Origin of the sequence: Pseudoxanthobacter sp., from assembly GCF_036822375.1 — a bacterium.
In the GTDB taxonomy this organism is placed as follows: Bacteria; Pseudomonadota; Alphaproteobacteria; order Rhizobiales; family Segnochrobactraceae; genus Pseudoxanthobacter.
Genome location: NZ_DAISHT010000148.1, coordinates 6,739 through 9,220 on the forward strand (window position 1 = coordinate 6,739; position 2,482 = coordinate 9,220).

At 70.8% G+C, this 2,482-nt stretch carries 3 protein-coding genes; 1 reads left to right on the plus strand and 2 read right to left on the minus strand.

The window, feature by feature from the left end; all coding sequences use genetic code 11:
- Positions 1–856 (plus strand): methyltransferase domain-containing protein (locus tag V7067_RS12925; protein WP_334176313.1); only part of this gene is annotated, 856 nt, incomplete at its 5' end.
- Between the two features lie 7 nt (positions 857–863).
- Here V7067_RS12925 and metW read toward each other — a convergent pair.
- Together metW and V7067_RS12935 are read right to left on the minus strand one after the other, a co-directional pair.
- A complete protein-coding gene (gene metW / locus V7067_RS12930; RefSeq protein WP_334176314.1) occupies positions 864–1,484 on the minus strand; it encodes a methionine biosynthesis protein MetW in 621 nt (206 codons plus the stop codon).
- Between the two features lie 44 nt (positions 1,485–1,528).
- Positions 1,529–2,482: homoserine O-acetyltransferase (locus tag V7067_RS12935; protein WP_334176315.1), on the minus strand; the 954-nt coding region annotated here is incomplete at its 5' end.

Below are 2,482 nucleotides of genomic sequence, written 5' to 3' on the forward strand. Positions count from 1 at the left end.
CGGCGAGACTGCCCGCAACGACAAGGCCAGAGGTCCGATGCCCCTCGACGTGGTCGCGCTCCGATCCTTCTACGACAGCCCGCTCGGCCATGCCGTCGAAGGCATCGTGGCGGCACGCCTGAAGGACATGGCCAGAGACACGGCCGACGACTGCGCGGTCGGGCTGGGCTTCGCCGCTCCGTTCATGGCCCGCTTTGCCGGCCGGGCGCGCACCGCCGTCAGCCTCATGCCGGCGCGCATGGGCATCTGCGCGTGGCCGCCGGAAGGGGCCAACCGCGCCGCCCTCGTCAACGAGGACGAACTGCCGCTGCCCGATGCCAGCGTGAGCCGGCTGCTCGTGGTCCACGCCCTTGAAGAGGCCGAGACGCCGGAAGCGGTGCTGCGCGAGATCTGGCGCGTGCTGGCGCCCGGCGGCCGGCTGGTGGCGGTGGTGCCGAACCGGCGCGGCCTGTGGGCGCGGGCCGATTCCACCCCCTTCGGCAACGGCCGGCCCTACAGCCGCGGCCAGCTCGACCAGCTTCTGGCCGGCGCCAAGCTGGCGCCCACCGGCTGGAGCGAGGCGCTGTTCATGCCGCCGCTGCGGGCGCGCCCGGTGGTGCGGGCCGCAAAGGTGCTGGAGAGCATCGGCCGCCGGGTTTCGCCGGCCTTCGCCGGGCTCATCGTGGTGGAGGCGGAAAAGCGGCTGTGGCAGCCGGTGGCCAGCGATGGCCGGGCGCTGCGGGTGCCGCGGCTGGTGCCCGCCATGGCCGGGGCCCATCCGGTGGCCCGCTTCGCCCGCCGGCGGCGGCCCGCGGCAAGCGCCGCACTGGAGCGCCACGAGACGCCCGGCTGCACCGCGCCGCCCGACAAGGCCTGAGGCCGCCTCAGCGCCGCAGCAGGAAAACCGCCTGCTGGCCGAAGATGTTCCAGAACACCCACGGCGCGCGGAACGGAATGCGCTGCCCGGCCGCATTCAGCGCCACGCCCTGCTCGATCACCGCGTTCAGTTCGTGCGACAGCGTCACGAAATCGCGGATGGTGCAGAAATGGATGTTGGGCGTGTCATACCATGTGTAGGGCAGGTTCTCCGTGACCGGCATGCGGCCGAGGAAGCCCAGATGCAGGCGCACCGACCAGTGGCCGAAATTGGGGAACGACACGATTGCCCGGCGGCCGATGCGCAGCAGATGCTCCAGCACCCGGCGCGGCTCGCGCGTGGCCTGCAGCGTCTGGCTGAGGATGACATAATCGAAGGCATCGTCGGGATAATCGGCCAGATCGGTGTCGGCATCGCCCTGCACCACGGCAAGGCCGCGGGCAACGCAGTCGTTGACGCCGGCCTGCGACAGCTCGATGCCGCGCCCCTCCACCTGCCGCGTGGCGGCAAGGAAGGCGAGCAGGGCACCGTCGCCGCAGCCGACATCGAGCACGCGGGTGCCGGGTTGCACCAGATCGGCCACCACGCGCAGGTCGACGCGCGGCTCGGGGAGCTGAATGTTGGCCATGATTTCGTCTGTAAAGCTGATGGGAAAAACAGGAACCGGCCGCCTCAGGCGGCCTCGGCCGGCGGAGCGATGCCCCGGGCGCGCGCCGCCCCGGTGAGGAAACCGCGCACGGTTGCCAGCATCTCCGGTTCGTCGAGCAGGAAGGCATCGTGGCCGCGGTCGGTCTCGATCTCCACGAACGACACGTTCGCCGCCGCCGCGTTGAGCGCATGCACGATCACGCGGCTCTCACGGGTCGGGAACAGCCAGTCGGAGGTGAACGAGACCACGCAGAACCGCGTGCGCGTGCCGCGGAATGCACTGGCCAGCACCCCGCCGTGGTCGGCGGCAAGGTCGAAATAGTCCATCGCCCGCGTCACATAGAGATAGGAGTTGGCGTCGAAGCGGTCCACGAAGCTCTGGCCCTGATGGCGCAGGTAGCTCTCCACCTGAAAATCGGCGTCGAAGCCGAAGGTGATGGCGCTGCGGTTCTGCAGGGCGCGGCCGAACTTCCGCTGCAGGCCGACCTCCGACATGTAGGTGATGTGCGCGGCCATGCGCGCCACCGCAAGCCCCTTCACCGGCCGCGTGCCGGCCTCCAGATAGCGCCCGCCATGCCAGTCCGGATCGGCCATGATCGCCTGCCGGCCGACCTCGTTGAAGGCGATGTTCTGCGAGGAGTGGCGTGCACCGGTGGCCAGCGGCACGGCGGCGAACACGCGCTCCGGCCGGCTCACCGCCCACTGCAGCACCTGCATGCCGCCCATGGAACCGCCGACCACGGCAAAGAGCTGGTCGATGCCGAGCCGGTCGATCAGCATCTCCTGCGCACGCACCATGTCGGCGATGGTCACCAGCGGCAGGTCCAGCGCCCACGGCCGGCCCGTGGCCGGATTGGTGGAGGCCGGCCCCGTGGTGCCCATGCAGCTGCCGAGCACGTTGGCGCAGATGACGAAGAAGCGGTCGGTATCCACCGGCCGGCCCGGCCCCACCATCAGCCCCCACCAGCCCGGCTTGCC